Source organism: Burkholderia sp. Ax-1719 (assembly GCF_011753055.1).
Taxonomy (GTDB): domain Bacteria; phylum Pseudomonadota; class Gammaproteobacteria; order Burkholderiales; family Burkholderiaceae; genus Paraburkholderia.
Genome location: NZ_VWWJ01000029.1, coordinates 41,388 through 66,295 on the forward strand (window position 1 = coordinate 41,388; position 24,908 = coordinate 66,295).

The 24,908-nt window shown below is 63.2% G+C and carries 22 protein-coding genes and 1 pseudogene; 15 read left to right on the top strand and 8 right to left on the bottom strand.

Annotated elements, in window-relative coordinates:
- Positions 1–22: 22 nt before the first annotated feature.
- The 3 genes from F3J17_RS31610 to F3J17_RS31620 all read left to right on the top strand — a co-directional run bounded on the left by F3J17_RS31610 (position 23) and on the right by F3J17_RS31620 (position 1,234).
- Positions 23–187 carry a hypothetical protein gene (locus tag F3J17_RS31610; RefSeq protein ID WP_167068952.1) on the top strand — a complete coding sequence of 55 codons (165 nt, stop codon included), beginning with the start codon at positions 23–25 and terminating at the stop codon, positions 185–187.
- A gap of 276 nt (positions 188–463) precedes the next feature.
- On the top strand, positions 464–895 hold the full coding sequence (locus F3J17_RS31615; protein WP_167068955.1) for a DoxX family protein: 432 nt from the start codon (positions 464–466) through the stop codon (positions 893–895).
- Between the two features lie 69 nt (positions 896–964).
- Positions 965–1,234 carry a hypothetical protein gene (locus F3J17_RS31620; RefSeq protein WP_167068958.1) on the top strand — a complete coding sequence of 90 codons (270 nt, stop codon included), beginning with the start codon at positions 965–967 and terminating at the stop codon, positions 1,232–1,234.
- Between the two features lie 55 nt (positions 1,235–1,289).
- Here the strand turns inward: F3J17_RS31620 and F3J17_RS31625 are convergent, their stop codons facing one another.
- Both F3J17_RS31625 and F3J17_RS31630 read right to left on the bottom strand, forming a co-directional pair.
- Complete coding sequence (locus F3J17_RS31625) at positions 1,290–2,789, bottom strand: MFS transporter (RefSeq protein WP_167068961.1); 1,500 nt, start codon at positions 2,787–2,789, stop codon at positions 1,290–1,292.
- Positions 2,790–2,919: 130 nt separating this feature from the next.
- Positions 2,920–4,221 carry an MFS transporter gene (locus F3J17_RS31630; protein ID WP_167068964.1) on the bottom strand — a complete coding sequence of 434 codons (1,302 nt, stop codon included), beginning with the start codon at positions 4,219–4,221 and terminating at the stop codon, positions 2,920–2,922.
- 406 nt (positions 4,222–4,627) lie between these two features.
- On the opposite strand from F3J17_RS31630, the gene F3J17_RS31635 reads away from it, so the two are divergent.
- The 3 genes from F3J17_RS31635 to F3J17_RS31645 all read left to right on the top strand — a co-directional run bounded on the left by F3J17_RS31635 (position 4,628) and on the right by F3J17_RS31645 (position 6,104).
- The gene (locus F3J17_RS31635; RefSeq protein WP_167068967.1) at positions 4,628–5,344 is read left to right on the top strand and encodes a response regulator transcription factor; all 717 of its coding nucleotides are present in this window, start codon (positions 4,628–4,630) and stop codon (positions 5,342–5,344) included.
- Positions 5,345–5,448: 104 nt separating this feature from the next.
- Positions 5,449–5,634 carry a type II toxin-antitoxin system HicA family toxin gene (locus tag F3J17_RS31640; RefSeq protein ID WP_167068970.1) on the top strand — a complete coding sequence of 62 codons (186 nt, stop codon included), beginning with the start codon at positions 5,449–5,451 and terminating at the stop codon, positions 5,632–5,634.
- 68 nt (positions 5,635–5,702) lie between these two features.
- Positions 5,703–6,104 (top strand): type II toxin-antitoxin system HicB family antitoxin, encoded by a 402-nt coding sequence (locus F3J17_RS31645; protein WP_167068973.1) that lies wholly within the window; start codon positions 5,703–5,705, stop codon positions 6,102–6,104.
- Between the two features lie 125 nt (positions 6,105–6,229).
- Here the strand turns inward: F3J17_RS31645 and F3J17_RS31650 are convergent, their stop codons facing one another.
- Together F3J17_RS31650 and F3J17_RS31655 are read right to left on the bottom strand one after the other, a co-directional pair.
- Complete coding sequence (locus F3J17_RS31650; protein WP_167069088.1) at positions 6,230–6,442, bottom strand: hypothetical protein; 213 nt, start codon at positions 6,440–6,442, stop codon at positions 6,230–6,232.
- Between the two features lie 305 nt (positions 6,443–6,747).
- Entirely contained in the window at positions 6,748–7,080 is a 333-nt protein-coding gene (locus tag F3J17_RS31655; RefSeq protein ID WP_167068976.1) for a hypothetical protein, read from the bottom strand.
- A gap of 311 nt (positions 7,081–7,391) precedes the next feature.
- On the opposite strand from F3J17_RS31655, the pseudogene F3J17_RS31660 reads away from it, so the two are divergent.
- Positions 7,392–10,424, top strand: a pseudogene (locus F3J17_RS31660) (transglycosylase domain-containing protein); the annotation flags it as partial.
- A gap of 272 nt (positions 10,425–10,696) precedes the next feature.
- Here F3J17_RS31660 and F3J17_RS31665 read toward each other — a convergent pair.
- The gene (locus F3J17_RS31665; RefSeq protein WP_167068982.1) at positions 10,697–11,224 is read right to left on the bottom strand and encodes a YMGG-like glycine zipper-containing protein; all 528 of its coding nucleotides are present in this window, start codon (positions 11,222–11,224) and stop codon (positions 10,697–10,699) included.
- Positions 11,225–11,244: 20 nt separating this feature from the next.
- Entirely contained in the window at positions 11,245–11,649 is a 405-nt protein-coding gene (locus F3J17_RS31670; RefSeq protein ID WP_167068985.1) for a hypothetical protein, read from the bottom strand.
- Positions 11,650–12,513: 864 nt separating this feature from the next.
- Here F3J17_RS31670 and F3J17_RS31675 point away from each other — a divergent pair.
- The 4 genes from F3J17_RS31675 (at position 12,514) to F3J17_RS31690 (ending at position 17,133) form a co-directional block, all read left to right on the top strand.
- Positions 12,514–14,211, top strand: a complete 1,698-nt coding sequence (locus F3J17_RS31675) for a methyl-accepting chemotaxis protein (RefSeq protein WP_167068988.1) — start codon at positions 12,514–12,516, stop codon at positions 14,209–14,211.
- A gap of 19 nt (positions 14,212–14,230) precedes the next feature.
- Positions 14,231–15,082, top strand: coding sequence for a protein-glutamate O-methyltransferase CheR (locus tag F3J17_RS31680; RefSeq protein WP_167068991.1), 852 nt, complete (start codon positions 14,231–14,233; stop codon positions 15,080–15,082).
- A complete protein-coding gene (locus F3J17_RS31685) occupies positions 15,069–15,569 on the top strand; it encodes a chemotaxis protein CheD (RefSeq protein WP_167068994.1) in 501 nt (166 codons plus the stop codon). The genes F3J17_RS31680 and F3J17_RS31685 overlap by 14 nt, the downstream gene beginning before the upstream one ends.
- A 70-nt stretch (positions 15,570–15,639) precedes the next feature.
- A complete protein-coding gene (locus F3J17_RS31690; protein ID WP_167068997.1) occupies positions 15,640–17,133 on the top strand; it encodes a chemotaxis protein CheW in 1,494 nt (497 codons plus the stop codon).
- A 17-nt stretch (positions 17,134–17,150) separates the two neighbouring features.
- On the opposite strand, the gene F3J17_RS31695 is transcribed toward F3J17_RS31690, so the two are convergent.
- Positions 17,151–18,161, bottom strand: a complete 1,011-nt coding sequence (locus F3J17_RS31695; protein WP_167069000.1) for a DUF2891 domain-containing protein — start codon at positions 18,159–18,161, stop codon at positions 17,151–17,153.
- A gap of 80 nt (positions 18,162–18,241) precedes the next feature.
- Positions 18,242–18,991 carry a TetR/AcrR family transcriptional regulator gene (locus F3J17_RS31700; protein ID WP_167069002.1) on the bottom strand — a complete coding sequence of 250 codons (750 nt, stop codon included), beginning with the start codon at positions 18,989–18,991 and terminating at the stop codon, positions 18,242–18,244.
- 229 nt (positions 18,992–19,220) lie between these two features.
- Between F3J17_RS31700 and F3J17_RS31705 the strand changes: the two genes are divergently transcribed.
- Genes F3J17_RS31705 through F3J17_RS31720 form a run of 4 tightly spaced genes read left to right on the top strand, consistent with a single transcriptional unit; the run spans position 19,221 to position 24,879 of the window.
- The gene (locus F3J17_RS31705; RefSeq protein ID WP_167069005.1) at positions 19,221–20,402 is read left to right on the top strand and encodes an isovaleryl-CoA dehydrogenase; all 1,182 of its coding nucleotides are present in this window, start codon (positions 19,221–19,223) and stop codon (positions 20,400–20,402) included.
- A 26-nt stretch (positions 20,403–20,428) separates the two neighbouring features.
- Positions 20,429–22,036 (top strand): carboxyl transferase domain-containing protein, encoded by a 1,608-nt coding sequence (locus F3J17_RS31710; protein WP_167069009.1) that lies wholly within the window; start codon positions 20,429–20,431, stop codon positions 22,034–22,036.
- A 27-nt stretch (positions 22,037–22,063) separates the two neighbouring features.
- On the top strand, positions 22,064–22,849 hold the full coding sequence (locus F3J17_RS31715; RefSeq protein ID WP_167069012.1) for an enoyl-CoA hydratase/isomerase family protein: 786 nt from the start codon (positions 22,064–22,066) through the stop codon (positions 22,847–22,849).
- A 20-nt stretch (positions 22,850–22,869) separates the two neighbouring features.
- On the top strand, positions 22,870–24,879 hold the full coding sequence (locus F3J17_RS31720; RefSeq protein ID WP_167069015.1) for an acetyl/propionyl/methylcrotonyl-CoA carboxylase subunit alpha: 2,010 nt from the start codon (positions 22,870–22,872) through the stop codon (positions 24,877–24,879).
- Positions 24,880–24,908: the final 29 nt, after the last annotated feature.

A 24,908-nucleotide genomic window follows, 5' to 3' on the forward strand; every position in this document is an offset into this window, starting at 1 on the left:
CGGCTTGGCGAAGGAGACGGCCATGAGGGAAACGGTTGCTGCTTATCTGCTGGGACCGGCCGTGATGGTGCTGGTGTGCGCGGCGTCATGGGTGATTTCGCGCCGCAGCCGGGGCGCGATCGAACAGCGTGTGACCCGCTGGCTCGACGGACGCCGTCCGCACGGTGGTATGCGACACAGGCACTGAGCGTGCCTGCGTTCCGGTTTTGGCTTCGGCTTTTCCTTTTGCTTTCGCTCTGAAAGACCGCTGACGCGGGTAAACGCGCAGCGAAAGCATCGTCACATCGATCGCTCAAGTCCGCTCTATATGTATCGGAGTACGAATCAATCATCACGTGCCCGATGCTGCGATCTCGTGGTGTGCTCCTTCCTCCTCGCTATTCTTCCATTCAGGTAATCCACTACTCCGGGGAACTGTAGGGCGCGACCACGGTCATTGCGTAATTGCAAACCGGAGCCCTCCATGACCCGTCCCGCCGATTCCCTCATCATCTTCATCGCCCGACTTGCGCTCGCGATCCTGTTTCTCTGGGGCGGCGCGATGAAGCTACTGGGGTACGCGGGGTTCGTCGGCTATCTGCACGGGCATAACGTGCCCTACGCGCAGTTCACAGCGCCCGTTGCAGTCGCCATCGAACTGCTGGGCGGCCTTGCGATCGTATTTGGCGTACGCACGCGCTTCGTCGCTTTCGTGCTGGCCGTGTACGCTATCGTTACGGCCATACTCGGGCACGATTTCTGGAATGTCACCCAGGCCGCGTTGCAGCAGGATGCCGTCGTGCACTTCTGGAAAAATGTGGCCATTGCCGGAGGTTTCCTGCTGTTGACGGTAACGGGCGCGGGACGTGCTTCCATAGATGGTCTGCGCGCGCCGCGCGGCGGATTTGGCGGCTGAAACGCTGTGGCGTCGCGCAGGTCGATCACGGACACGATCCATTAATCCACACGAAAAAGGGAGCCGGCTTTGATACAAAATTTCGACTTCAACGTGGGCGGCAAGACGGGGCAGTTCTGCGCGAGTCTCGCCGACGACGGCACGCGCCGCGTGCTGATCAGCACCGCCGATACGGCGACCACACTGGTGATCCTCGATGCCTCGGGCCTGCTCGGCGCGCTCAAGGCGGAGCTTGAGGAGCCGGCGCAACTGATCGCTCACGCGATCAAGAAGGCGCAGAACGACGGACTCATCGAACGAGCCCTGAGCACGGGCGCGATCCAGGAGACGTCGCTTTAAACGCGCGCTGCGTCGTGCGGCAGGTCAAAAAGGCTCCGCGAGGAGCCTTTTTCGTTTAGCGCGACGTCTTCATGCGCGGTTCAGCCGTTGCGGCTGGGGCGCAATGAGGCGAATCGGCGCGCATCGTCCAGGCCAGGCATGCTGCGACCAACAACAGCGCGGCGGAAATGCCCGCGTCGGCATGCAGACCGCCCGTGATTTCGGCCGCCGCGCCGCCGCCCGTCAGGGCGCCGAACGCCGCCACGCCCACCGCGCCGCCCGCCTGGCGCGCCGTGTTCAACAACGCCGATGCCGTACCGGCGCGCGCCGGCTCGACCGAACTCAGCACCGTCGTCGTCATGGCCGGGACGGCGAGCCCCATGCCGCTGGGGATCAGCAGGAAGGCGGCCAGCAAGGCGACAAGCGGCGTGCCCGCATCGACGGGAATCAGCAGCGCATAGCCGAGCCCCGCCACCAGCGCGCCGCCGATCATCGGCAAGCGCGTGCCAAAGCGCGACACGACATGCCCGCTGGCGATATTGGAAATCAGGAAGCCGCCCGTCAGTGGGATAAAGGTGAGCCCTGCCTGTAGCGGCGTCTGACCGCGTGCATGCTGGAGAAACAGCGCCAGCACGAATACGGTGCCGTAGTAGGTGAGATTCACGCAGATGCCGAATAAGACGGCCGCGCTGAAGGTGCGATTGCGCAGCATCGCCAGCGGCAGCATGGGGTCCGCCGTGCGCGCCTCCTGGGCGACGAAGGCCACGCCCGCCACCACGGCGAGCAGCAGGCCGCCCCAGATCGCCCAATGCGCGAAGCCGAGCGGACGCCACTCAATCACCGCGCCCGTGAAGGCCGTGAGCGCGACGACGGCGAGCAGTTGGCCGCGCACGTCCAGACTGCGTGGGCGTTGCGGGGCAGCGGCGGGTGTATCGGCGTCGGCATTGGCATTGGCATTGGCATTGCGGGGCTTCGCCGGAATCCAGGCGAGTGTGGCAGCCAGCCCCGCCGCGCACAGCGGCAGATTCACCAGGAAGATGCTGCGCCAGCCGAACGCCGCGATCAGGAGGCCGCCGGCAACCGGGCCGGCGGCGATCGAGATCGCGCCCGCCGCGGTCCAGAAGCCCACGGCGCGGGCGCGCAGCGAGCGCTCGTGGCGGCAGGCCTCGTTGAGCAGCGCGAGCGAATTCGGCAGCATGGCGGCGGCTCCCGCGCCTTGCAGCGCGCGGGCAGCGATCAGCAGGGCCGGATTGGGCGCGAGACCGCAGGCGAGCGAGGCCAGCGCGAACACCACGAGGCCGACCATGTACATACGGCGCGCGCCATAGCGGTCGCCGAGCACGCCGCCCGAGAGCATCAGCACCGCGAAAGCGAGCGTATAGGCATCGACGATCCATTGGAGGCGCGCAACGTTCGCGTGCAGATCGGCGGCGATGCGCGCGAGCGCGATATTGACGATGGTGACGTCGAGCTGGGTGACGACGAAGCCCACGCTGACCGTCCCCACGATGCGCAGGAGCGCAGGCGTGAAGCGGACATGAGGGGTGGCTGGCGGAGTGGCGTGTGTGGGTTTCATGCGTCCAATGTTAGGACGCGGCCAGCGACGACGTTTCGGGCTGACGTGAAAGGTCGAAATAAAAACGGCGCCGGATCATGATCGGGCGCCGTTTTTTGACCGCTTCAAATGCTTGCGACGAGGGATGGGCTCAATCGCCTCGCACCGGGTCCTTGAAGAACAGTGTGGTCAGCGCGCCCAGCACGCAGATTGCGGCGACGTAGTACGTGGGCGCAAGCGGCTGCGACTTCATCAGCAAGGCCACGACGATGGGCGTGAGACCGCCGAACACCGCATACGCGACGTTGTACGAGAACGAGATGCCCGAGAAGCGCACCACCGGCGGGAACGCATTGACCAGCACGAAGGGCACCGCGCCAATCGTGCCCACCAGCAGACCGGCCACCGCATAGAGCGGCATCAGCATGGAACTATCGACGGACATCTGACGGAAAAGCGTGTAGTACGAGAGCGCCAGCGCGATGCCGCCAATCGACAGCACGCGGCGCGCGCCGAAGCGGTCGGCGAGCGCGCCCGCGCTGATACAGCCGATGGTCAGGAACACCGTGGCGACGCAGTTGGCGAGCAGTGACGTGGTGGCGTCCAGATGGAACTGCTTTTGCAGCAGCGGCGGCGTCATCAGGATCACGACCACGATGGCGGCCGAGAGCATCCACGTCAGCAGCATCGAGACGATCACGGCGCGGCCGTGGTCGCGCAGCACGGCCTTGAGCGGGATTTCGTCGGCGAGCGACTTGCGCGCCTGCATTTCCGCGAATACCGGCGTTTCGTGCAACCAGCGGCGCAAATACACCGAAAACAGGCCAAAAACGCCGCCAATCAGGAAAGGTATGCGCCAAGCATAGGAGGCGATTTCCGTGGGCGCGAAGCGATGATTGACCGCCGCCGCGATCAGCGAACCCAGCAGGATGCCGAAGGTGAGACCCGCTGTCAGCGTGCCGCAGGCGTAGCCGGTATGACGGCGCGGCACGTGCTCGGAGACGAACACCCATGCGCCCGGCACCTCGCCGCCCACGGCCGCGCCTTGCAGCACGCGCAGGGCGAGCAGCAGCACGGGCGCGAGCGCGCCGATCGTCGCATAGGTGGGCAGGCAGCCCATCGCGAGCGTGGGCAGCGCCATCAGCAGCACCGAGAGCGTGAACATGCGCTTGCGGCCGAGCAGGTCGCCGAAGTGCGCCATGACGATGCCGCCGAGCGGACGCGCCAGATAGCCCGCCGCGAAGATGCCGAAGGTCTGCAACTGGCGCAGCCAGTCGGGAATCGCCGCCGGAAAGAACAACTGGCCAATCGCCGGGGCGAAAAACACGAAGATGATGAAGTCGTAGAACTCAAGCGCACCGCCGAGAGCGGCGAGGCCGAGCGTCTTGTAGTCGCTGCGCGTGAGCGCGCGCGCCGGGACGCTTGCGCGAGCGTCCAGATCCGTTGCCTGCATTTCCGAAATGTCCAGATACCGTGAAATTGTTATCGATGTCGACGGGAGGTCGATTTGTAGCCGGTTTTGAGCCGATTTGAAGCCGATTTGGCGTCACGCCGGCGTACGCGCGGATGGCGCGTCGGGCGGCGGCGGTCGGAAGGCGGGCGCGGGTGGGCACGGGGAACGGCGCGCGCGGGGCCGGGTAGGCCAGGGTAGGGGGCGCGCGTCGACGACTTCTAGCCAGCCGGCGATTTTACAGGAAGCCGACGATGCGCCTGGCATGGCAGGCGTGAGCACGGTGAATGACGGCGCGTTGATGCACATGCGCAAACCTGACGCGCCGCGCCGCAATTCAGACTCCTCTTATGGGCGGCCTGTGCACTTCTCCACAGAATTGCACTCTCCGAATTTGAGAGGTTTCCTTATGCGTATCGCGATTCTTCAACGCGACGCCACCCAGCGCGGCCAGATCGAGCGCGCGCTCACGCAGAGCGGACACGCCTGCCTGCCGTTCAGCGACGGCATCATGCTGGCCAGGGCGCTGGCTGCATCCACCGTCGACATGCTGGTGCTCGACTGGCAGGGCACGCGGTTTTCGGGCACGGATCTCTTGAAGACGGTGCGCGCGGTGAACGGCAACCAGATCCCGGTGCTGTTCGCCTCCGAAGACGCTTCGGACGACAGCGTGGTGCGCGCGTTTGCCGTGGGTGCCGACGACTACGTGAGCCTGCCTGTGTGCGCATCGGTGTTGCGCGCGCGCGTGAATGCGCTGCTGCGGCGCGCTTTCCCCGAGCGTTACGAAATGCCGATGCTCGACGCCGGGCCTTATCACTTCGACATGCGCCGTCAGCTCGTCACGGTGCATGGCAATGCCGTCGAGCTGTCGACCACGCAGTATCGGCTGGCTTCGCTGTTCTTTGCCAACGTCGGCCGGGTGCTGTCGCGCGACCACATCTACGCGATGGTCTGGGGGCGCGAGTTGCACACGCTCACGCGCACGATCGACAGCCATGTTTCACGCCTGCGCGTGCTGCTCGACATCGAGGAACACAACGGCTTTCGGTTGCAGCCGGTCTATAAGAGCGGCTACCGGTTGCTGCGATTGCAGGATGAAGCGCCGTTCGAGCGTGCTGCGGCTTGAGGGTGGCGTGAGAGCGGCGGACGCTCGACCACACTCACAACCACTTTCTCTTGGGTTCATGTTGCAGCGTGTGTAGAATTACACACGCTGCAGACGGAGGCGCGATGAACTCATCAAAGCTTATCCGGATGCTGGAAGAGGATGGCTGGTACCTCGTACGCGTTACGGGCAGCCATCATCACTTTAAACACGCCCGGAAGCCGGGTCTTGTGACGGTGCCTCACCCGAAAAAAGACCTGCCGACTGGAACAACGTCGAGCATCCTGAAAGCCGCTGGCCTCAAGCAGTAAGTAGTCGTTTGCATCTGCACGAGGCGTACTCCGGCAATCGGTAGCAAGAGACGAAGACGAGGTCAGAAATGGAGTTTCCCATCGCGATCCATAAGGACGATGGGAGCGTCTATGGAGTTACGGTTCCGGATATTCCGGGCGTGCACTCCTGGGGCGACACCATCGACGAGGCGTTAAAGAACGCCAAAGAAGCGATCACCGGTCACGTCGTGACATTGATCGAACTCGGCGAAGAGATGAGTTTCACGAGTTCCGCGATAGAGCACCTGGCGGCGAAGCCTGAGTACGCCGGAGCGATCTGGGCGCTGGTAGACATCGACTTGACGAAGTTGGACAGCAAGCCTGAGAGAATCAACATCAGCCTTCCTCGCTTTGTCTTGCATAAGATCGATGCCTATGTGGCGCAACGCCATGAAACGCGAAGCGGGTTTCTTGCGCGGGCTGCCCTGGAAGCGCTTGCACACGATTGATCCGTTGTAGCCACAAAGAAGTTGCAGGATAAAAAAACGGCGGCACGCTTATGCGTGCCGCCGTTTTGCTATTCATCGTGACTGAGCGCGCCGACCGTGGATCATCCACTCGTCGCGATGCCTCATCAACGTGCGAGGCCGAGTCCCTGCAGGACCGCATTGCCTTCGGGCGTCAGCCGGATCTGCGTGGCGCCTGCGGCGACATCGCCGGGCACCTGTTCGACCAGACCCGCTTCCTGGAGCGACGAGATCTCGGGCTTCGCGTGCGCGTCGATGGGCGCATGCAGCAGCACCAGCAACGTGGCCAGTTCGTGATGGCTCAGGAGGCGGCGCAGGATCGTGCGCTTGCCAGCCTTGGTCGGCTTGGCGTCCTGCTCGCTGCTTGCTGTCTTTGTTGCCGTTTGCTTCGAACCTGTCCAGTACACGGGCACCTCCTGCTGCGTTTCTTATGGGTGACGCGATGATGCGGACGAAGTCTTAAACGATTCTTAAAACCCGCCCGCGAAAATGTGTCGCCATACTACATGCCGTTACGGCGCGTAAGCCGATGTCACAGGGCTTGCGCCGCGTGTCTTTCACGTGACGCAAATCCCTGTTTACAGAAGACAAACGCGACAAGCGGCTGGGTGAGGGAGGCGCGCGATCAAGGCGCGCAAGTCTTGCTCGCGCCCTCGATCCAGAGGTTCGATGCGTGGCGCTTGCCGGCGTAGAAGCGATAGGTCGTGGTGCCGTTGTCGGCGCGCACCTTGATGACGTTCGAGTCGCCGAAGTCGAGCATTTCGCCCTGGGGCAACGAAGTCGTGCTGAAGCTGGAGTTATGCCGGGTGGCTTCCACCGTCAGACACGAAATCACATCGCGAACCGAACGGTTGGTCGTCGAATCGATCACGGGCTGGCCGGAATCCGGATTGCTTTGAAACCAGGCGCAAGCGCCGAGCGTGAGCGAAAAGGCAAGGGGCACGACTAGCTTCTTCATATTGCTCCTGATGCATGGGCCGCAGGCGGCCGGGGGACCGAAGATTATATCGGCAGCACGTCGCATGCCGGCGTGGGCTCGCGCACATTGATGGGGCGGTGAAAACACTGATGTGGCGGCCAAAGGCGTGGAGATGGCGTGCAGATGGCGGATTGCGGTGCGAGCCTCGGGAATCGCGCGGGCACGCCTGTTGCGGGCATGCGACTCTTGTATTCGACACGCGTTACGAGCGCACACGAACGCACCGGGCGAGATAGACTATCTTCCAGAGGTGTACTCCGCGATCTGACGCGACGTCAGGGAGAATAACCATGAGCCGCCCGTCGGTCCGTTTTCCTGTTCGCGCCACCGGTGCCGGTTCGATCTGGCGGTGGGTCAAATGGGGTTTCATCGTCGCGTTTCTGGCTGCCATAGTCATATTGGCGCGCATCGTCCAGATCGAGATCGATACCTCCCGGCTTCAGGCGCGCTATCTCTCCGAACTCACACGCGACATCGGCTTCACAGTCGAAAGCGGGCCGAGTCACAACGTTCAATTCCCCACTACCAACGGCCCCTACGACGTGCGGCTGGGTTACGCGCAGTTGCCGTCGTTCACCGAGCGGCTTACGCAGCGCGGTTTCACCATCGCGGCGCAGGCGCGTGATTCAGAACGCATGATCCAGCTCGCGCAGGATGGTCTTTTCCTGCCCTTCGAGGAAAAGGATCAGGCCGGCATCGTGCTGCGCGACGCCAATGGCGGGACGCTGTTTCACACGCGCTATCCACAGCGCGCATACGAGAGCTTCGACGCCGTGCCGCCGCTCGTGCGCGACTCGCTGCTCTTTATCGAAGACAAATATCTGCTGGCGGCCGACCAGCCGAACCGCAATCCTGCTATCGACTGGGGACGCTTTAGCCGCGCGCTGGTCGATCAGGGCGCGCGCATCGTCAATCGTCATCAGCAGACGCCTGGCGGCAGTACGCTTGCCACGCAGATCGAGAAGTTCCGCCACTCGGCGGGCGGACGCACCGCCACGCCGCCCGAGAAGCTGCGCCAGATTGCGTCGGCTTCCGTGCGCGCGTACCTCGACGGCCCGCAGACGATGCCGGCGCGCCAGCAGATTCTGGTTCACTACCTGAATTCCGTGCCGCTTTCGGCGAAGGCGGGCATCGGCGAGGTGAGCGGTATCGGCGATGGTCTTGCCGCCTGGTACGGGCGCGATTTCCGCGACGTGAACCGCATCCTGCGCGAGCCGGTGTCGAGCACGACGCTCGACGAGCAGGCGCTGGCCTTCCGCCAGGTGCTTTCGCTGCTGATTGCGCAGCGCGCGCCGTCGTATTTCCTGCAGAAGAACAACGACGCGCTTGCCAGGCTGACGGATAGTTATCTGCGCCTGCTCGCCAGCGGCGGCGTGATCTCGCCCGCGCTGCGCGACGCCGCGCTCGCCACGCAGCTTACGCTCGACCGTTCGAAACCTGCGCCGCGGCCGCCGGCGTCGTATGTGGATCGCAAGGCGGTGCTGACGTTGCGTACGCAGTTGATGCAGGCGCTCGGTCTGAAGACGCTCTACGATCTGGACCGTCTCGACCTCACCGCCACCGCGACGCTCGACGACGCCGTGCAGCAGGCCGTGAGCGACCGTCTCGCCGATGCCGCGACCAAGGACGGCGCGCGCGAAGCGGGCCTCGTAGGCTTCGAGATGCTGAAGCCCTCCGACGATCCGTCGAAGATCGCCTATAGCTTTACGCTGTTCGAGCGCAGCAACGGCGAAAACCTCGTGCGCGTGCAGACCGACAGCGTGAATCAGCCCTTCGACATCAATTCGGGCGCGCGTCTGAATCTGGGTTCGACGGCCAAGCTGCGCACGATCATCACGTATCTGCAGATCGTCACCGCGTTGCATGACAAGTACGCGAACGAAGATGCGAAGACGCTGCGCGCCATGCTCCCGCAGGTCGATCCGAGCGATGCACTTACGCGCTGGGCGATCGACTATCTGTCGAAGACGCAGGACCGTTCCCTCGACGCGATGCTCGAAGAAGCGGTGCAGCGCAAGTATTCGGCGAATCCGGGCGAAACTTTTTATACCGGTGGCGGCGCGCAGAGCTTCAACAATTTCGAATCGAGCGATAACGCGCAGATTCTCACGGTGCAGCGCGCCTTCCAGCATTCGGTGAATCTCGTGTTCGTGCGCCTGATGCGCGATATCGTGCACTACGAAATGATTCAGACGTCGGGTCCGCCTTCGGTGTGGCTTGACGATCCTGTGGCGCGCAACCGCTATCTCACGCAATTCGTCGATGGCGAAAGCCAGGTGTATATGAAGCGCTTCTATATGCGCTATCAAGGCAAGAGCAGCGACGACGCGCTGGCGCTGCTGCTGCAACACACCCGTAAAGGACCGGCGCGCATCGCCACCGTGCTGCGCAGCGTGAACCCGGACGGCAAGCAGGACTGGTTCAACGCGCAGATGCGCGCGCAGCTCAAGAACACCAAGTTCCAGTGGCTGGACGACGAAGATCTCGCGAAGTATTACGACAAGTACCAGATCGACAAATTCAACCTCAACGATCGCGGTTATATCGCGGGCATCCATCCGCTCGAATTGTGGCTGCTCAACTATCAGCGCGCGCATCCGGATGCAACGCTCGCGCAGGTCCAGCAGCAAAGCCGCGATGTGCGTCTCTATACGTACAAGTGGCTGTTCAAGACGCGCTATCACGCGACGCAGGACCGCCGTATCCGCCGCATGATCGAATTGCAGGCCTATGATGCGATCGGCAAATCGTGGCGCGCGCTGGGCTATCCGTTCGACAGCATCACGCCGTCTTATGGCGCGGCGATTGGCGCATCGGGCGACCGTCCGGCGGCGCTGGCCTATCTGATCGGCCTCGTGTCGAGCGATGGCGAAAAGCTGCCGACGCATAGCTTCGAATCGCTCGACTTCGCGCGCGGCACGCCGTATGAAACGCGCTTCGTGCATGCGTCCACGCCGCCGCAGCCCTTGATTTCGCCGCAGATCGCCAAGGTGACGCGCGAGCTGCTGAGCTCGGTGGTGGAAGGCGGCACGGCCAAACGTCTCGCCGACGGCATGCCGATGCCCGACGGCAAGATGCTGCCGGTCTACGGCAAGACGGGCACGGGCGACCAGCGCTTCAACGTCTATGCGCCGGGTGCGCGTCTGATCGAATCGCGTAAGGTGAACCGCAGCGCAACCTTCGTATTTGTGATTGGCGACCGCTTCTACGGCACGCTGACGGCGTGGGTGCATGAGCCGTATGCAGCGCGCTACAGCTTCACCAGCGCGCTCTCCGTGCAATTGCTGAAATCGCTGGCGCCGGTGCTGCAACCGCTGCTGGAGGACAAGAGCGCGCCGAAGGACGGTAAGCTCAAGACCGCGACCCAGCCGCCGCAAGTGACGCTGATCGACACCGAAACGGGCGCGACGCAGCAGGTCAGCTGGACGCAGCTCACGCGCGCATCGAATCCCGGCTGGAGCAGCACGATGCCTGGTTTCTATTCGGAAGCCGAAACGTCGTTGAAGGCATCGGCGGGAGATTGATGGCGGTTTGAGCGGGCGCGATGCCGCAATGAAAAAGGCCTGAACGTCTGACGGCGTTCAGGCCTTTCGCATTAGTAAGCGCCCGCGGGCGGCGGGGGCGCGGAGCCCGGCGGCGGAGGCGGTAGATAACGCTGTTGCGGCTGATAGGTCTGATACGGTTGCTGCGTCTGCATGCGGCCCGCGACCGGAATGCGGTTGCCGTTCGCGTACATGCACTGCAGGTAGGCGTAGTCATAGCGGCGCTGCACGTCCCACGCGGAACCCTGTGCGTTGCCCATGCCCACTGCGCTGCCAGCCAGCAGACCCGCGCCTGCGCCAATCGCCGCGCCCTGGCCGCCGCCGAACGCAGCGCCGGCGGCCGCGCCGAGCGCCGTGCCCACCACGGCGCTGCCCACCGCCGAGTTGGTCGCCGCCTGGTTGGTGGAAACGCCGCCGGTTTGCTGGAAGGCGAACTGGCGGCAGTTGTAGTCGTCGTTGCGGAACTGGTCGAAGCTCTTGCCGGTGCCCGGCAGAGCCATCACGCTCGGGCCGGTTGGCACCACGGCGCACGCGCTCAGGAGGCCAGCCGCGGCGAGCAGCGCGAAATAAGTCGGTTTCATGTGCGGTTCGATCTCGTCAGTCAGTTCGACGGCGCAGGTTGGGCCGGCACCGAGCGCCAGCCCGACGAGCACTGCTTCACGTACGGGTAGTAGGTTTTGGACGCGTCGCAGTAGTACCAGGTGTCGCTGTTGTCGCTCGCGTTGGGCGAATCGGCCGGGCCTTGCTGGTAGTTACCTTGGTAGTTACCTTGATAATTGCCCGCAGAGGTTTGCGGCTGACCCTGCTCGACATAGTCCGGCGCTTCGGGCGGCGGCGCGACGATCACGGGCGGCGGCGGTCCCCAGTAGTACGGCACGGGCGCAACCGGATAGTAATAAGGCACACCGCCGCCAATAAAGACGCCGACGCGCGCCGCCTGCGCCGCGCCACTCGCACAGGCGATGGCAGCAACCGCGGCCCCAAGTATCAATTTCGACCTTCTCACAACGTTCTCCAGAACGGATGGGTTCGGGCAATCGGGCTGGCGGACGGTGTCCCGCACGGTCGTGCCCTTGCATCTTTCAACGCTAAGTCATCGTAGGGCGCAAGGCAATTACGGGAGTTGCGCTGTTTTTTCGAGTTGTTACAACGGAAAGACAAGCGGGCCGCGACGGCCTGGCGTTGCGCGCCGAACGGCGTGCAAGCTGCGGCTTCGTGGCCCGATCCATCGGCTTCGTACGACTGGATGCGCGAACAGGGCCGAATTCGTGCGGCAGCGTCTTGTAATAATTGGACATGGTGTTGTCCATCGCGGTGCAGCGTTCCGGCAACGCGCTTCCCCGATTTGCGATCTGCATATTCGCGTTCGGTAAGCCCGAACGGCCCATTGGGTTTTTTATGGTCGAAATAGAGAATTTGCGCTTAATCGGCGAGTGATTTTATTGAAACTACGGCTTGCGAATTTCAATGCCAACATAAAAAAATTGCGGCGCGAGCGATTTTGTGACCCTATATATTCATCGTGTGCCATTTTCTGGAAAGGATTTGAAAGAGAATAAAAATCGCTCCATGTCGAGGCCCGAAAATACGGGAAAGATAACGTTTGCATTAGAGAAAACCCCTGGTCAAGCCCTATACTAAGCGGGCCGTTATAGCGCTGGTAGGGAAAGCCAATTTATTGGCGTTGGATTCTATGTCTTAAAACGATTCGGCCAGGTCGAACAAATCGATCGGCCAGGCCGAACGGCAATAAACACATTACAAAATGCACTGAGAGAGCGCCTGCAATGAAAGCAATGGCTTGCAGGCCTTACGCGTGACTTCGCCCAGATAGCGACAGCTCGCGAACCACAAAACTACGAGGGAAACGATGGAACATTCGACGCCGGACCGTGAGCTCGAACTGGTCGAACTGAGCGCGGTGAGCGCCGCACTGAACCGGGTGCAGGCAGTGATCGAATTCGATCTGCAGGGCATCATCCTGCACGCCAACGACAACTTTCTGAAGACGCTCGGCTACACGCTGGAAGAAGTGCGCGGCAAGCACCACCGGATGTTCTGTGATCCTGAATATGCCTGCAGCGAAACCTATCGCCTGTTCTGGGAGCGTCTGGGACGCGGCGAATTCGACCGCGGCGAATACCGGCGCATGGCGCGCGACGGCCGCGAGATCTGGATCAACGCCTCGTATAACCCGGTGATGGACAAGGAAGGCCGCCCGTACAAGGTCATCAAGTTCGCCACCGACATCACCCAGGCCAAGCAGGAGCACGCCGAATCCGCCGGACGTCTGCGCGCGATCGACAAGGCGCAGGCCGTGATCGAATTCGATACGACCGGCATCGTGCTGCAGGCGAACCAGAATTTCCTCGACACCCTGGGCTATCGTCTCGACGAAATCCAGGGCAAGCACCACCGCATGTTCTGCGAAGAAACCTACGCAGCCACGCCCGAATACCGCGAGTTCTGGGCCAAACTCAATCGTGGCGAATACGATATGGGCCGCTACAAGCGCATCGGCAAGGGCGGCCGCGTGGTGTGGATCCAGGCGACCTACAACCCGATCTTCGACGTCAACGGCCGTCTCTACAAGGTCGTGAAGTTCGCTAACGACGTGACCGCGCAGGTCGAACTGGAAGAAAGCGTCAAGCGTCGTGCCGAAGACGACCAGCGCAAAGTCGAAAAGCTGCTCGAAACCGTGCGCAAGGCCGCAGCAGGCGATCTGAGCGGCGAAGTGGACGTGCAGGGCGACGAACCGATCGACCAGCTCGCCGCCGGCATCAAGAGCATGATGAGCGACCTCGCGGGCGTGATCGGCAAGGTGGTGGAGTCGGCGGGCACGTTCAAGGACTCGTCGCAGGACATCGCGGCGCGTGCGGATACCGTCGCGGGCGGCGCACAGTTGCTGGGCGCGACCGTCGAGGAAATGAACGCGTCCATTGAGGAGCTGACCGCATCGATCAATTCGATCGCCGATAACTCGCGCGGCGCCGACCAGCTCGCCAAGGACACGCAGCAGGAAGCGGAGCGCGGCTCGAAGGCCGTCACGCGCTCGATCGAAGCGATGGAGCTGATCAACCGCTCGTCGGAAGACATCGGCGAAATCATCAAGGTAATTGGCGAGATCGCCAGCCAGACCAATCTGCTCGCTTTCAATGCCGCAATCGAAGCCGCGCGCGCGGGCGAGCACGGCTTGGGCTTCTCGGTGGTTGCCGATGAAGTGCGCAAGCTCGCAGAACGCTCCTCGCAGGCAACCAAGGAAATCTCCAAGCTCATCAACGAGTCGGTCAAGCGCGTGGCGCAAGGCAGCGAAATTTCGAAGCAGGCCGGCGAAGCGTTCGAGCGCATCCTGAGCGGCGTGAGCCGAACCACCCAGGCGATCTCCGAAATCTCCTGCGGCGCGGACGAGCAACTGATCGCCGCGCGCGAAGTGGCCGCGGCGATCCAGCAGGTGGCCGAGGAGACGGAGAAGTCGGCCGGCGCCTGCGACACCATTGCCCGTGCGGCTGCCACCCTCAAGGGCGGCGCCGAAGGCCTCGACAAGACCGTCGCGCGTTTCGTCGTCTGACGGCGCGGGGAGCACGGCAATGGATATCGATAAGGATGTCGAAGCATCAGTGCAGCGCGCACTGATCGAACAGGTGCGCCGTCATACTGGCATTGCGATGAACGAGCGCAAGTGGACCATGCTCAAGGGCCGCTTGCGCCGGCGCGTGATGGCGCTCGGTCTGCCGGACTATCGCGACTACCTTCAGGTGCTCGACACGAGCAGCGAGGAAGTGCGCGATTTTATCGACCTCGTGACGACCAACGAGACTTCGTTCTTTCGTACGCCGCGCATCTGGGAATACCTGGCGCAGACCTATCTGCCGCAGTGGTACGCGACGCATGAGGGTACGCCGCTGCGCGTGTGGTCGGCGGCGGCGTCGAGCGGCGAGGAAGCCTGGACCACCGCCATGCTGTGCGAAGAGTTCCGCGCGAGCGAGGCGGCGTTTCGCTATGCCATCGTCGGCACGGATATTTCGGACGGCATTCTGGCCAGTGCGCGGGCAGGCAGCTATCAGGGGCGCAGTATCGAAGGCCTGCGCGCCAGCCATCCCGCGCTGTTGCAGAAGTGGTTTCGCAGCGAGGGCGCGCAGGCTACCGTTAACGACGCGCTGCGTACGCACGTCTCGTTTCGTCAGCACAATCTCTATAGCGTGCCGCGCGATCTGGGCCAGTTCGATCTGGTTCTGCTGCGCAACGTGCTGATCTATTTCGATCTCGACGGGCAGCAGGCGGTGCTTGCCAATGTGCGCCGGGCGATGAAGCCCGATGCCATTCTGATCGTCGGCGAGTCGGAGTCGCTTAGCCGCGTCTCGACGGGCTTTACGTTCGAGCAGCCGCTGATTTATCGCAACAGCGATCACCGTGAGGAGCGCGACCATGAGCACGCGTGACCTGCAGGTGAAGATGTGCGAGATCGCGGTGAGCAGCGGCAGCGATGCACGCGTGCTGCGCGCGACGCTGGGATCGTGCGTGGGCATCGGGCTGTTGTGGCGTGCGCGCAATACCTACGGCCTGGCACACTGCCTCTTGCCGCAGCCGGTTGGACACTCGCGCTACGCGGTACCCGGCGCGCAACTCGGCAACGGCGCCAAATACGTGGTCGATGCGTTGCCCGCGCTGATTTCGATGATGGGCGCAGAAAGCGCGCCCGACGGTGAAATCGAAGCCGTGCTGGCGGGCGGGGCCAACATGATGCAGCACCGCACTACGCTGCATGAGCCAATTGGCGACCTCAACGTGCGGATGGCCCAGCAGGTGCTGGCAGGGGCGGGCGTGCGCGTCGTTCATATGGACGTGGGCGGCGAGTGCGGGCGGCAACTGACCATCGACTGCGAGCAGCCGCATTACGCGGTGCGGCGTTTTTCGCGTCCGGCTTGAGCGGTGCGATTCTTGCGCAATACGTAAGCAACCTCGACATCACAACGCTCATTTCAAATGGAGCTTGACGATGAATCATCGTTCGCTGGCCGGTGCTGGCCAGCTCGAGCTATACGGGTCGTTTCATCTGGCTGGCACGGAGCTCGCGCTGCCTGTGACCGCGCTCCAGGAAGTGGTCAATCATCCCGGTGCGCTCACGCCGGTGCCGCTGGCGCCGTCGTATCTGCTCGGCTTGTTCAATCTGCGCGGCACGCTAATTCCAGTGGTCGATCTGCGCCAGCTATTGAATCTTCCGGCTGAAGGCGCGACGGGCGTGCGCAAGATCGCCATCGTCGAAACGGCGAATGCGCGCGTGGGCCTGCAGTTCGACGCCACCGGCGAAATCCTGCGGGTGCCAAAGGATCAGGTGATCGCGATCGAAACCGTCGAGGGCAGCGCGCCTTCGGCAATCGGCGCGGTGCTGAAGCTCGACGGCGGCGAGCGCATCTTGCAGGTGCTCTCCGCTGCCGCGCTGCTGCAACTGCGCGATGTGCCGCATCTCGCCGAACCGGTTGCGCGCACAACCGAACGGCGTGTTCAGCAGGGGCAGCGCCGCCAGAACGTGTCGTTCAAGGTGGGCGGCACGGCGCTGGCATTGCCGATGGGCGCGATTCAGGAAATCATCCGCGTGCCGGCGCTGCAACATTCGCCGTTCGCCGACGATGTCTGTATCGGCATGCTCAATCTGCGCGGAGCGACCGTGCCGGTGCTGGATTTTGGGCGCTTTCTGGGTTTCGCGCGCGCGCCGGATTGCGAAGTTTCCGCCGATGAGCGTCGCATTGTCGTCTTGCATCGCGACGAGCTTTACTTCGGACTGCTGGTGGATGAGGTGGCGAGTATCGTGGCGTATCGAGACGATCAGATCCTGCCGATGCCATCTTATGGCACCGCACACCGCTCGCTATTTGCCGGCTATCTGGCTGCCGACGGCGTGGCGGGCGTGCTGCTCGTAAGCGCCGACGCGCTCTACGAAAACGCGCGCATCGCGGCGGTGGCGGCGGGCCATCGTGATCTCTATCGCAAGGCCACGGAGGCCGCCACAGCGGCGCAAAAGCGCGGCAACGGCACGCGCCAGACGATTGTGACGTTCCGCATCGGTCAGTTGGTAGGCGTGCGTATTACCGAGCTGCGCGAGGTGATCGACTATCGCGATGACATCGTCAGGACGCCTGGATTGCCGCCGTTCGTGCGTGGCGTGTTGAATCTGCGCGGCAAGATTGTGACGGTGATCGACGTGCGCGCGATGTACGCGATGCCGCCGTATGAAGACCTTGTGCGCGCGAAGATCCTGATCGTCGAGCATCACGGCGAGAAATATGGCCTGCTGGTCGATTCGGTCGAGGACATCGTTACGCTCAAGGGCGGGGCGCAACTGACGATGCCCGCCATGCTCACGCGTGGCGCTGGCGTCAACGTGCGCAGCGACATGCGCGAAGCGGTGGAATTGCCGGGGCAAGGCACGCTGATGCTGCTCGATCCCGTCTCCCTGTGCGAGCGTGTGGCGATGGAAGCAGCAGCGGCCTGAGCGGTCTAGCGAGGCTTTTACGCTTCCAGCGCGAGCGTGGCGAAAGAGGCGAGCCAGTGCTCGCCCATGTAGTCGCCGGCCACGTGCGCCAGCGCGGTATCCAGGTGCGTTTGCGCTGCTTCCTGTAACACCTCGACGCGCGTGTCGCCTTCGGGCAGCACGCGCGCGAGCGTGCGCTGGCACCATGCGCGGCTAAGGTTCAATCCGTCCAGGTGGGCGATCTTGCCGTCGCTGCGGTCGGTGACGGTGGCGGGCAGAAACAGCGTGGCGGGCTCGCGCCCGGCAAGCGCCGGCAGAAAGCGCGCAAACCACGCGGCAAATTCATCAGTGCCCATCACGCGGCTCATCAACACGGCTTCCATCAGCGCGGGTGAAAGGAATTCATCGCCCGACGGTTCCCACGCCTGGCAATTCGCATCGCCTTCGTACCAGCGGCGCGCCGTAGATTCAATCAGCTTTGCTAAGGAATCGCGCGAAGTCTGCCGCGCGAAATCCAGCACGAGCGTGAGCGCGAATGCGGTGTTGAAATGCGTGCCCACGCGCAGCGGATAGGTCGCCTTCGGCAAGAATTCCTCGAAGCGCTCGACGAACGCCTCAGTGAGTGGCGTGAGCGTACTTGACCAGCGCGCGGCTTGCGGCGAGCGCATGCCGTGCAATTGTCCCGAGAGTGCGAGTAGCCACGCCCAGCCGTAAGGGCGTTCGAAGCCACGATTGTGAGGCAGGTCGAGATAGGCGCGCTCACCCGCCATTTTTTCGTCGGTGAAATGCTCGTCGATGACGGCGACGATACGCGACGCTTCGGGCAAAGCCGGGAAACGCGCAAGCAGATGCGCGACGAGCCAATAGCCATGCACGCACGAATGCCAGTCGTAACTGCCGTAGAACACGGGATGCAGCGCGCGCGGCCCCTGCACGTCCTGCGGCCCGGCTAGCGAATGTGTGAGCTTGTTCGGATATTCGCGCGTCAGATGCGCGAGGGCGAGCGAGGCGAAGCGTGAGGCAAGCGTTGCGGTGAGCGTGCTGTGCATGGCGTCGGCATCGGTGGATGCGTAGATGAAATCGCCTGCCAGCTTAGCGCGAAATCACGTTTGATTCTTCGCGGGCAGCCTCAATCGCCTTCCGTCGATACACCCGGCTTGCGCGGCACACGCTCGCGCGCGAGGCGCTGCATCGCCTCACCCACGTCCTGGCTGAACTGCGCCAGCGCCGCCAGTTCGAGATTGGGCGGTTGCAGTGCGCTCCAGAGCACATCGGCTAGCTGCTCTGCTGTAGCGTCGATATCCGTGCGGCGGTTGGCAAGCGTCGCGTCCCACAGCACATGTTCCATCGGCCCGAACACGAGCGAGCGCAGCAGGCGCAGCGGCATGTCGTTGCGGATCTGCCCGCATTCCTGGCCGCGCGCGAGTACGCGCATGAGCGGCGCGGTATAGCGCCGCTGCATTTCCATGAGCGCCTCGCTCAGATCGTGGTGGCGCGTGCGCCCTTCGGACAGCACCAGTTCGCAGATGCCCGTGCCGCTTTCCAGCATCAATAGCAGATGCATGCGCACGATAAAGCCGAATTGCTGGCGCACCGTACCGTCGCGCGGCAAACCGGACTCGATCGCCTCGATCGATTCGTCATACCAGTCGCCGATCACCCGCGCACATAGTTCGCGCTTGCCGCGGAAATAGCTGAACACCGTGGCTTCCGAAATACCCAGCCGTTGCGCAATCTCGGCCGTCGTGGCGCGCGTGTAGCCCTTTTCCGAGAACACCGCGCGGCCCGCTTCGAGAATTTCCTTCACGCGCTGCTGGGACTTGCGCCCGGCGGGTTCGCGGCGCGAGGCGGGCAGAAGGGTAGGAGGGGCGGCTGACATTCTGAGTGAGGTTCAGTTAAAGACGAGATTCGTGCCGATTATGCACCATGCGACTGGCTTTGCAAGGCATTTGCAAAGGCTTTCGGTGTGCGAGCGCAGAAATCTGAGTATCACTCAAAAATACCTATTGACGTTAACGTAAATGTGGCGTGAAATGTGTCCCCGAGGGGCAGCCACGAGCAGCCACAGCCTGCGCGTTCAACGCCCGAGCCGACTAAGGAGACATCAGATGAGCAACGTACCCGGTTTGCAGTTCCCGCTTGGCGAAGAAATCGAAATGCTGCGTGACAGCATCGCCAATTTCGCGGCGAAGGAAATCGCGCCGCGCGCCGGCGAGATCGACCGCACCGATCAGTTCCCCATGGATCTGTGGCGCAAATTCGGCGATCTGGGTGTGCTCGGCATGACGGTGTCGGAGGAATACGGCGGCGCGGCCATGGGTTACACCGCGCATATGGTGGCGATGGAGGAAATCTCGCGCGCCTCGGCATCGGTGGGGCTCTCGTACGGCGCGCATTCGAACCTCTGCGTGAACCAGATCCATCGCAACGGCACCGAATCGCAAAAGCGCAAATATCTGCCGAAGCTGGTCTCCGGCGAGCACGTGGGCGCGCTCGCGATGAGCGAGCCGAACGCGGGTTCGGACGTCGTCAGCATGAAACTGCGCGCCGATAAAAAGGGCGATAAATACGTGCTCAACGGCACGAAAATGTGGATCACCAATGGCCCGGATTGCGACACGCTCGTGGTCTACGCCAAGACCGACCTCGAAGCGGGCGCGAAGGGCATCACGGCCTTTATCGTCGAAAAGGGCATGAAAGGCTTTTCCGTCGCGCAGAAGCTCGACAAGCTCGGCATGCGTGGCTCGCATACGGGCGAGCTTGTGTTTCAGGACGTGGAAGTGCCGGAGGAAAACATCCTCGGCCAGCTCAATGGCGGCGTGAAGGTGCTGATGAGCGGTCTGGACTACGAGCGCGCCGTGCTCGCGGGCGGCCCCACGGGCATCATGGCTGCGGTGATGGACGCGGTCGTGCCGTATATCCATGAGCGCAAGCAGTTTGGCCAGGCCATCGGCGAATTCCAGCTCATTCAGGGCAAGGTCGCCGATCTCTACACCACCTACCAGGCGTGCCGCGCGTATCTCTACGCGGTGGGCCGCCAACTGGATACGCTCGGCAAGGACCACGTGCGCCAGGTGCGCAAGGATTGCGCCGGCGTGATTCTCTATACCGCCGAAAAGGCCACGTGGATGGCGGGTGAAGCAATCCAGATCCTGGGCGGCAACGGTTATATCAACGAGTATCCCGTGGGACGTCTCTGGCGCGACGCGAAGCTCTACGAAATCGGCGCGGGCACGAGCGAGATTCGCCGCATGTTGATCGGCCGCGAACTGTTCGCGGAAACCGCCTAAAGCCAGAACGTTGCGAGGACAACGAGATGCCGATCATCGAAACCAAACTTAACCCGCGCTCGGACGACTTCAAGACCAACGGCGCCGCGCTCGAAGCGCTGGTTGCCGACCTGCGCGAAAAAATCCAGATGCTGTCGCTGGGCGGCGGCGAAGCCGCGCGCGACAAGCACATCTCGCGCGGCAAACTGCTGCCGCGTGAGCGCATTGCGCAATTGCTCGATCCGGGCACGCCGTTTCTGGAGCTTTCGCAACTGGCCGCCTATGGCATGTACAACGACGATGCACCGGGCGCAGGCGTCATCACGGGCATCGGGCGCATTGCGGGCCAGGAATGCGTGATCGTCTGCAACGACGCGACGGTCAAGGGCGGCACGTACTATCCCGTCACGGTCAAGAAGCACGTGCGCGCGCAGGAAATCGCGCAGGAAAATCACTTGCCTTGCGTGTATCTGGTCGATTCGGGCGGCGCGAACCTGCCGAATCAGGACGATGTCTTTCCCGACCGCGATCACTTTGGCCGCATCTTCTACAACCAGGCCAATCTCTCCGCGCAAGGCATTCCGCAGATCGCCGTGGTGATGGGCTCGTGTACGGCGGGCGGCGCTTATGTGCCCGCAATGAGCGACGAATCGATCATCGTCAAGAATCAGGGCACGATTTTTCTGGGCGGCCCTCCGCTCGTTAAAGCAGCGACGGGCGAAGAAGTGAGCGCCGAAGACCTCGGCGGCGGCGACGTGCATACGCGTCTTTCCGGCGTGGCCGATCATCTCGCGCAGAACGACGCGCACGCACTGGGTATCGCGCGTTCCATCGTCGGCAATCTGAATCGCACGAAGGTGCCGCCCGTGGCGCTGCGCGAACCGCTGCCGCCGCGCTACGACGCAAAGAGCCTGTATGGCGTAATTCCCGTCGATACGCGCAAGCCTTTCGATGTACGCGAAGTGATCGCGCGCATTGTCGACGATTCGGCCTTCGACGAATTCAAGGCGCGCTACGGCACCACGCTTGTGACGGGCTTTGCGCATATCTGGGGCCATCCGGTCGGCATCGTTGCCAACAACGGCATTCTGTTTTCCGAATCGGCGCTCAAGGGCGCGCATTTCATTGAGTTGTGCGCGCAACGAAAAATCCCGCTGGTGTTCCTGCAGAACATCACGGGTTTCATGGTGGGCCGCAAATACGAAAACGAAGGCATCGCGCGCAATGGCGCGAAGATGGTGACGGCCGTGGCAACGGCGAAAGTGCCTAAATTCACGGTCATTATCGGCGGCTCGTTCGGCGCGGGTAATTACGGCATGTGCGGGCGCGCGTATTCGCCGCGCTTCCTGTGGATGTGGCCCAACGCGCGCATTTCGGTGATGGGCGGCGAACAGGCCGCATCGGTGCTCGCCACCGTGCGCCGTGACGGCATCGAGGCGAAGGGCGGCAGCTGGAGCGCGGACGAAGAGGAAGCGTTCAAGCAGCCGATCCGCGACCAGTACGAGCGCCAGGGCCATCCTTACTACGCGAGCGCACGCCTGTGGGACGACGGCGTGATCGATCCCGCCCAGACGCGCGATGTGCTGGGTCTGGGTTTGTCGGCGACGATGAATGCGCCGATCGAGGATACGCGCTTTGGCGTGTTCCGCATGTAAGGCCGCGAGCGAGGAGGATAGATCACAATGGACTACGAAACGCTCACCGTCGCCTTCGCGGGACATGTGGCCACGGTCACGCTGAATCGGCCCGACGTGCGCAACGCCTTCAACGAGACCATGATCGCCGATCTGACCGCGGCGTTTACCGCGCTCGGCGCGCGTGACGATGTGCGGGCGATCGTGCTCGCGGCAAACGGCAAGGCCTTCTGCGCCGGTGCGGATCTGAACTGGATGCGCAAGATGGCGGGCTACTCGGACGAAGAGAATCGTGCCGACGCGCTGCGCCTCGCGCAGATGCTTTCGGCGATCTATCGCTGTCCCAAACCTGTGATTGCTCGCGTACAAGGCGATGTCTACGCGGGCGGCATGGGTTTGATCTGCGCGGCGGATATCGTCGTGGCCGCCGAGACGGCGCACTTCTGTTTGTCCGAGGCACGCCTTGGCCTGATGCCCGCCACCATTGCGCCTTATGTGATTCGCGCGCTGGGCGAACAGGCGTCGCGGCGCTATTTCGTCACGGCGGAAGCCTTCGATTGCGCGACGGCGCTGCGTCTGGGCCTGGTGAGCGAAGCCGTGAGCGCAGACGAACTGGATGCCACCGTGCAACGTATCGCGGACACGCTATGCGCCAATAGCCCGAATGCGGTGCGCGAGTGCAAACAGCTGGTGCAGGACGTAGCGGGCGTGACGATCAACGACACCTTGATCGACGATACGGCGCTACGGATTGCACGCATTCGCGCGAGCGAGGAAGGGCGCGACGGCGTGTCGTCGTTCCTTGAAAAGCGCACGCCGCTCTGGCGCGCCTGAGACCCCTAGCGAGACTCTTCATGTTCAACAAGATTCTGATCGCCAACCGGGGCGAGATTGCCTGCCGCGTTGCGGCCACCTGCCGACGGCTCGGCGTGAAGAGCGTGGCCGTCTATTCGGACGCCGACGCCAACGCCAAGCACGTTGCTGCCTGCGACGAGGCGGTTCATATCGGCGAAGCGAGTGCGCAACAGAGCTATCTGCGCATCGAGCGTATCATCGCCGCCGCCCAGGCAACGGGCGCTGAAGCCATTCACCCCGGCTACGGATTTCTTTCGGAAAACGAAGATTTTGGTCGCGCCTGCGAAGCCGCCGGCATCGTCTTCATCGGGCCGCCGGTCGAAGCCATTGCGGCGATGGGCTCGAAAGCCGCCGCCAAGGCGCTGATGCACGCCGCGGCGGTGCCGCTCGTGCCCGGCTATCACGGCGACGATCAGGACGCGGCGCTGCTGCAACGCGAAGCGGACGCCATGGGCTACCCCGTGCTGCTCAAGGCCAGCGCAGGCGGTGGCGGCAAAGGCATGCGCGTGGTCGAGCGCAGCGAGGACTTCGCCGCCGCGCTGGCATCGTGCAAGCGCGAAGCCGCGAGCAGTTTCGGCAATGACCGTGTGCTGATCGAAAAATATCTCACGCGCCCGCGTCACGTCGAAGTGCAGGTGTTCGCGGACAAACTGGGCGGCGCGGTTTATCTGTTCGACCGCGATTGTTCGGTGCAGCGCCGTCACCAGAAAGTGCTGGAAGAAGCGCCCGCTCCCGGTCTAAACGACGACGTGCGTCGCGCGATGGGTGAAGCGGCCGTCGCGGCAGCGCGCGCGGTGCAGTACGTAGGCGCGGGCACGGTCGAATTCATCATGACCGGCGCGGACTTCTACTTCATGGAGATGAACACGCGCCTGCAGGTCGAGCACCCGGTGACGGAAATGATCACCGGCCTCGATCTGGTCGAATGGCAATTGCGCGTGGCGGCGGGCGAGCCGCTGCCGCTCGAACAATCGCAGCTTACGGTGACGGGGCATGCGCTGGAAGCGCGTATCTATGCGGAGAATCCGGCGCGCGGCTTCCTGCCTTCCACCGGAACGCTCAAGCATCTGCGCATGCCGGAAGGCGTCGAATTCCGCCTCGGCGATGCAGGGCAGCGCGCGAGCGTGCGGATCGACAGCGGCGTGCGCGAAGGCGACACGATCACGCCGTTCTACGATCCGATGATCGCCAAGCTTATCGTGCACGGCGCAACCCGCGCCGATGCGCTCGCACGTATGCGCCGCGCGCTGGAAGAATGCGAGATCGTCGGGCCGCATACGAATGTGGACTTCCTGCACCGGTTGGTGACGAGCGAGCCGTTTGCGAATGCCGATCTCGACACCGGCCTGATCGAGCGTCATCACGATGCGCTGTTCGCCGCGCGCAAGCAGCCCTTGCGTGAAGCGCTCGCGCTTGCTTGCGCCGCGCTGATCGGACGTGAAGGCGGCGTATCGGCAGATGCTTCGCCTTGGCAGGCGCTTGCGCATTGGCGCTTGAATAGCGGCTTCAAACAGACGTTTGCGTGGCGCGATGTCGAAAGCGATGCCGCGTTGTCGGTAACGTTTTCGCACGACGGCGGCGCGCAAACACTCGATTGCACGGGCCGCGAAGAAGCTTATGCGTGGTGGCGCGGCGCGCAGGCATCGGAATATGGCGCGACTATTGGCGATACGCGTGTGACGGGGCGCGTATTTATCGACGGCGACGTGTTCCACGTATTCTGCCTGGGCACGGCGATGGCGTTCGAATGGCAGAACCTGCTGGCCCACGCAGCCGACGCGGAGCATGGTGAAGGCCGCTTGACCGCGCCGATGCCGGGCAAGGTGATCGCGGTGCTGGTGGAGCCGGGCGCGGTGGTGGAAAAGGGCACACCTCTCATCGTCATGGAAGCGATGAAGATGGAGCACACGATCGGCGCGCCCGCTGCGGGCAAAGTCACCGAAGTGCTGTATGGCGTGGGCGACCAGGTGGCCGACGGTGCGCAACTCTTGATGCTGGAAGCCGGGTAATCTCCCAGAGCGGGCCTGTTCGCGCAATG